Source organism: Coriobacteriia bacterium (genome assembly GCA_031292615.1).
In the GTDB taxonomy this organism is placed as follows: domain Bacteria; phylum Actinomycetota; class Coriobacteriia; order Anaerosomatales; family JAAXUF01; genus JARLGT01.
In genome coordinates this window covers 1-5,345 of the sequence record JARLGT010000133.1, presented here as the reverse complement: position 1 = coordinate 5,345, position 5,345 = coordinate 1, and the positions used below count along the sequence as shown (strand labels likewise).

Below are 5,345 nucleotides of genomic sequence, written 5' to 3'. Positions count from 1 at the left end.
GCCGGCCTCGCGCAAGGCGTCCTTGTCGCGCTCGAACATGCGCAGGTACGTCTCGGCGTCCTGGTCCGCGGGATAGCCGGCGACGTCGACGCGGATGCGTTCGGCGCTCACGGGCTCGCGAGCCTCGGCGAGATAGAAGGCGAGATTGACGAGACGTTCGACTGCGTCGGTCACGAGGTTCTTTCGGATGGGGGATTGAGCGATACATCGATTGTAAGCCACGCGCTTACCAAAACTGTCCCGGAACGCGAAACGACCCGCGTGGGGGGCGCGGGTCGTTCAATGCTTCGAGCGGGCGGTCCCCGCCTCTGAGGGGGGAGGAGAAGGCGAGTCGCCACTGCTCGTACATCTTTTAGCAACGTGCGTGCCAATATCACAGAGTCCAAAACAGAATCTTTCTCGAGTTTTCCCGTCGCTTTCTGCGCTCGCTCCTTTGCCGCGGTGGCCGTTGGCTGGTACAAGTGTGCGAGGGCGACGCGGATGCCTTGCGCGCCCGGCGCACGCTGACGGAGGACGATGAGCGACCGAGACAACACAGAGCCTGACCCCGCCGAGCACGCCGATGCGCGGGCGGCTGACGAGAGCGCCGACATCGATGCCGAGATTGGCGCCGATGTCGAGGTCGCAAACCCCGAGCTGGCCGAGTCCGGCGAGCCGTCGGATGGCGGCTCGGCCGACTTCGAAGTCGCGTCGGCCGCCCCCGACGACGGCCTGACGCCGCGCGAGCGTCGTCGGCTGCGGCAGGAGCAGGCGCGTCGGCGCAAGCGCGATCGTTTCGTCTGGATCGGGATGATTGCCGCGGGCATCGTCATGCTCGTCGGATTCCTGTACCTGTTCTGGCCCGTGATGGCCGGTCGTCTGAACGCCGTCAAACAAGTCGATCAGGCCCAGGCGCTCCTCGAGCGAGCCAAGCCGAACGTCGACAGCATCGACAAGCTCGTAACGGCGCAGCTCTCGGCGTCGGCGGCTCCAGGAGTGCCGGACACGGCTCCTCAGATCCTCGTGACTCGCCGAGACCTCAAACAGGCTCTCGCGCTCATTGACCAAGCGATGCCGCACCTGACCGAGGACGAGCAGACACACGCCACAAGCGTGCGAGCAGCCGCGCAGGCCCGGCTCGACATGCTCGCGCACGCGCCTACAATCCTCGTGGCCAGCGTCAAGGCCGTGCAGGCCAAGACGTTCGTCGATCGAGCGTCGGCAGAAACCAGTGCCGCGACGCTCGCCGAATCAGCCGCGAGCCACAACTTCACGCTCGCGACAGCGTCTAAGGTCGAGAGCGCGTCGGTGGCGCTTCAGCGGATCAGAGGGCAGTTGGGCGACGCTCGCCAGCTCTACGCTCAGGCGGTCGCGGCCTTTCCCGGTGTCGGCCTCGAGCGATTCACAGCCTACCTCGACATGCGCATCCAAGCGGCCAAGCTCTTCTCGGCTGCGACAAGCGTATGGCTCTCGGGTAACAAGGCAGGAGGCTCGGCACAGTTCGCGGCGTACCAGCAGCAGCTCGCGAAGGCAGCCGCGTCGGTCGCCAGCCCTCCATCGGCGCCCGCAGCGCCGGGGCAGGCCTTCCGCAAAGTGGCTGGCTCGGCGGCCGACGCCTACAAGAACGCCAAGAAGCAGGCGGCTGACGCGGACAAGGCTCTGAGCACTCCGTAGCGAATACCGTTGGTAGCAAACCGCACGGTCACGAGGGGAGCACGACATGGAGGCGTTCTGGTCAGGCTGGTGGTGGCCCGCACTCACGGCGATTCTGGGTCTGGTGTTCACCGCGCTGATCTTCGCGCAGTGGCTCCATCGCAGGAAGCCGCATCAGCTTGCCTGGTCCGTAGGCATGCTCTTCTACGGAGTCGCGGCCGTCATGGAGTCCGTCTCCGAGTACACGGGCTACTGGAATCCAGGCGTCTACCGGGTCTACATCGTGTTGGCAGCCTCGCTCGTGGGGTTCCTCGGCCTGGGGTCGTACTACCTGGTCGCCAAGAAGAAGCTCGGCCCGAACATCTACCTCGGATTCCTCAGCGTATGCCTCGTGATTTTCTTCTACGGGACGTTCACCGTGCAGCTGCAGATGGACAAGCTCATCCCGGGCATCACGGTCGGCGGGCAGGCGCTCGGCGATCCGCTGAGCTTCCCTCGGATCATGTCGCTGCCCTTCAACATCACCGGCTCGTTCTTCCTGATTGGCGCGTCGCTGCTGTCGATCTTCCGGTTTGCGCGCAAGCCGGAGTTTCGGTATCGCGTTTGGGCCAACGTGCTCATCATCGTGGGCACGCTCGTGATCGCCTGGGCAGGCAGCATGGCTCGCGCCGGCACGACTGTGGGCCTGTATCCTGCCGAGATGGTTGCCTCGGCGATTCTGCTCGCAGGGTTCCTGATGGCCGGCACGCTGGAGAAGGGGTCGCGCGAGGCCGCCGCGCACGCTCGGGAGCGCCGCGAGCACGAGGCTGCCGCCCACGCCGCCGAGATAGAGCGCCCGCCGGACCTGTAGGCGTTCGAGCGACCTCTTCCGCCTAGCCCTCGTCGTATCCGCTTCCAAGTGCGGCTAGGGCGCGCATGTCCAGCACGGTGACCAGCTGGCCGTGCACCTCCATGACGCCCTCGGCGGCAAGCTTCGCGAACGCGCGCGAGAGCGTCTCGGGCACGGTGCCCAGCGCCATCGCGAGCTCGCCCTTCTTCATGCCGAGCGACACCTGGAGTCCGGCTGCTGTGGGCCGACCCGACCTCAGCGCCAGCTGAAAGACGTAGCGCGCGACCCGGCTGGGAACGTCGAGCGAGAGCGTGGTGACCACAGCGGTGAAGTTGACGACACGGTTGGCGAGGTCGGCGATGAGCGTCCGCGCGACCGCGGGCTCGGTGTCCAGCAGCGCGAACAACGCATCGGCGGGTACGCACGCGATCGTCGCCGGCGTCGCGGCCTCGACGTTGGCCGGGTAGCGCGTCCCGGCGAGCGAGCCCACGGCGGCGAACGGCTCCCCGGACTCGACGGTCTCGAAGGTGATCTGGCGGCCGTCTGCACCCAGGTAGAACACGCGCGCCTTGCCCGAGATCATCAGGCCGAACTGGTCGGCCGATTCGCCCTCGGTGGCCAGGTGGGATCCGCGCGGCACTTCGGAGATGCGCGAGGCGCGGGCCAGCGTTGCCACGGCGTCATCGGAAGCAGTCCGCCACAGTCGGCAGCCTCGAAAGGCCGCCCAGACGTCGGCGCGGATATCGGCAGGTGCTGTCATGGGGGCTAGAGCACTCCGTTCGTGCGATCGAAGAGCGCGTCTCGATCGAGCACGACGATCTGTTGGCCGTGGCTCTCGATGATGTGCTCGGCTTGCAGTAGATGGAAGGCGCGCGAGAGCGTCTCCGGGACCGTTCCCAGCCGAGCAGCCAGCTCGACACGCGTTACGCCAAGGTCGATGGTGAACGGCCCGGTTCCGCTCGGCTCCTGCTCCTCGAGGAGCAGTCCGATGTAGATGGCCACGCGCGCTGGGACGTCGGCCGCCAGCGTTTTGACCATCGTCACCATGTCCGTCATCTGGCGAGCCAGCTCGCGGACCGTCGACACGAGCACGTCGGGCTCGTCACGGGTCAAACGCGTGAACGCCTCAAGCGAGAAAAGGACGATCGATGTACCGTTCTCGGCGGACTCGAAGGTGGTGCGGTAGTCGTCGCCGGCGAGTGCGGCCATCAGCCCGATGGGCTCGCACGGCCACGCCATGAGCACGGTGACCGGACGACCGTCAGCCCCGAAGTGCACGGCGCGCACGTGACCGCACATGACGATGCCGATCTCGCGCGCCGCACTGGTGTCGGAAAGGACGCGGTCGCCCTTGTTGTACTGGTGCACGGAGGACACCCGGGCGAGCCAGGCGAGACTTGCGTCGCTTGCTTCGCTGAGGACCTTGCACGACCTTAGGGCGGCCCAGACGTCGGCAGGGACGTCCGTTGGGGCTGTCATGTGCTTAAAACCCTCCGGAGTGAGGTCGTCGCGGCTCGTCACCGAGTGCCGGGACTGCGTGCGCAGGAAAGAATCGAGCTGCTGGCTGACTCCGCGTCACCAGCAGAATAGCGTTCCCCGCCTGGTCACACCAAACCTATTTCCCACTATTGACGGTCGTCAAAGAAACCGGTTGCACCGGTCGCTATTGTGAATCGCATCCCCGGCTGTTCGGGGAGTTCACGGATTCCCGAGCCCCCCGTGAGAGGAGGTCCCCAGTGAACGAGCGTTTCGCAGAGAAGATGAACGACGCCAAAGTGGTCCACGACACCGTGGTTCTGGCCGACTTCATCCAGATCTGGTGCGACGGTCATCACCGGGACCGCGCTCGCCGACCCGTCGAGACCGACGGAGTCCGGCTCGGCATCTACGGCCGCAAGCGACCGACGCTCTGTGAGGAGTGCGAGGCCCACTTGGCCTATGCCGAGAAGCGTCGCGCGTACTGCCCTCACCACCCCAAGCCGTTCTGCGCTAACTGTGAAACTCATTGCTACAAGTCCGACGAACGCGAGTGGCAGCGCGAAATGATGCGCTACTCGGGTCCGAAGTCGTGGCGCAAAGGCCACGCGGTCGACGGCATCAAGCACGTGCTTGAGAGCCGCAGGTTCCGCAAGCAGGCCGAAGCCAAGGCGAGAGAGGCCGCACTCGTGGCCAGCCCCCCGTCCAACCATCAGGAGGAAACCCGATGACCACCACCGTCACCCGACAGATCGTTCACATCGACGAAGAGCTCTGCAACGGATGTGGCGTCTGTGTAAGCCCCTGCGCCGAGGGCGCAATCGTCCTCGTCGACGGCAAGGCGAGGGTCGTCAAAGAGGAGCTGTGCGACGGTGCCGGCTTCTGCCTCGGCGTGTGCCCGACCGGCGCGCTGACCCTGGAGACTCGCGAGGCCATCCCGTTCGATTACGACGCCGTCGAGGTTCACGTCGCCGAGCAGCCCAAGACCTACATCGCGCAGTCGTGCTTCCTTTGCGGAACGACTGAGGATGACGCGCCGCTTCTGCCGGTCCGCACCAAGGGCACGAGCACGTGGGTGTGCACTCGCTGTCTCCCACAGCTCATCCACGGGTAGCGTTCCCGCACCCAGCCCCTTGGCAGCACGGTCCTCGCACGGCACTGGCTGTGCATACGAGCGCTCCTCGGCGAGTAGCGAGGGCGCTCATATGCATTCAGAGAACCGATGAGTTAAGTCAATGCGCGCGGCTTGTGAAATCGTGTACGGTTGCCGCGTTGGTCCCAGGGGCCCCCGTTTGCATCCGATCTTTCCCCCCCGGAACACTTGGACGCAAGCGCCCGGGACCACCCCCGTCAGCGACCCGAGGTTCACACGAGCGTCGGGTCCCGCTTTTCCCCCGCGGTTCCACTG

Annotated in this window: 6 protein-coding genes; 4 read left to right on the top strand and 2 right to left on the bottom strand. The window is 65.9% G+C overall.

All coding sequences use genetic code 11. From position 1 onward, the window contains the following. Positions 1-516: 516 nt before the first annotated feature. Together P4L93_12325 and P4L93_12320 are read left to right on the top strand one after the other, a co-directional pair. Positions 517-1,653, top strand: coding sequence for a hypothetical protein (locus P4L93_12325; protein MDR3687729.1), 1,137 nt, complete (start codon positions 517-519; stop codon positions 1,651-1,653). Between the two features lie 46 nt (positions 1,654-1,699). Beyond that, entirely contained in the window at positions 1,700-2,482 is a 783-nt protein-coding gene (locus P4L93_12320) for a hypothetical protein (GenBank protein MDR3687728.1), read from the top strand. 22 nt (positions 2,483-2,504) lie between these two features. Here the strand turns inward: P4L93_12320 and P4L93_12315 are convergent, their stop codons facing one another. After that, positions 2,505-3,221 carry a Crp/Fnr family transcriptional regulator gene (locus tag P4L93_12315; GenBank protein ID MDR3687727.1) on the bottom strand — a complete coding sequence of 239 codons (717 nt, stop codon included), beginning with the start codon at positions 3,219-3,221 and terminating at the stop codon, positions 2,505-2,507. Positions 3,222-3,226: 5 nt separating this feature from the next. Further along, positions 3,227-3,940, bottom strand: coding sequence for a Crp/Fnr family transcriptional regulator (locus P4L93_12310; GenBank protein MDR3687726.1), 714 nt, complete (start codon positions 3,938-3,940; stop codon positions 3,227-3,229). Between the two features lie 257 nt (positions 3,941-4,197). Here P4L93_12310 and P4L93_12305 point away from each other — a divergent pair, with 257 nt between their 5' ends. Next, a complete protein-coding gene (locus tag P4L93_12305) occupies positions 4,198-4,668 on the top strand; it encodes a nitrous oxide-stimulated promoter family protein (GenBank protein ID MDR3687725.1) in 471 nt (156 codons plus the stop codon). Further along, positions 4,665-5,051 carry a 4Fe-4S binding protein gene (locus tag P4L93_12300; protein MDR3687724.1) on the top strand — a complete coding sequence of 129 codons (387 nt, stop codon included), beginning with the start codon at positions 4,665-4,667 and terminating at the stop codon, positions 5,049-5,051. Before P4L93_12305 ends, P4L93_12300 begins: the two co-directional genes overlap by 4 nt. Positions 5,052-5,345: the final 294 nt, after the last annotated feature.

What these genes read in the sequence shown, in the direction of transcription:
- P4L93_12325 (MDR3687729.1), top strand. Translation starts at nt 517, where the DNA reads ATGAGCGACCGAGACAACACAGAGCCTGACCCCGCCGAGCACGCCGAT.
- P4L93_12320 (MDR3687728.1), top strand. Translation starts at nt 1,700, where the DNA reads ATGGAGGCGTTCTGGTCAGGCTGGTGGTGGCCCGCACTCACGGCGATT.
- P4L93_12315 (MDR3687727.1), bottom strand. Translation starts at nt 3,221, where the DNA reads ATGACAGCACCTGCCGATATCCGCGCCGACGTCTGGGCGGCCTTTCGA.
- P4L93_12310 (MDR3687726.1), bottom strand. Translation starts at nt 3,940, where the DNA reads ATGACAGCCCCAACGGACGTCCCTGCCGACGTCTGGGCCGCCCTAAGG.
- P4L93_12300 (MDR3687724.1), top strand. Translation starts at nt 4,665, where the DNA reads ATGACCACCACCGTCACCCGACAGATCGTTCACATCGACGAAGAGCTC.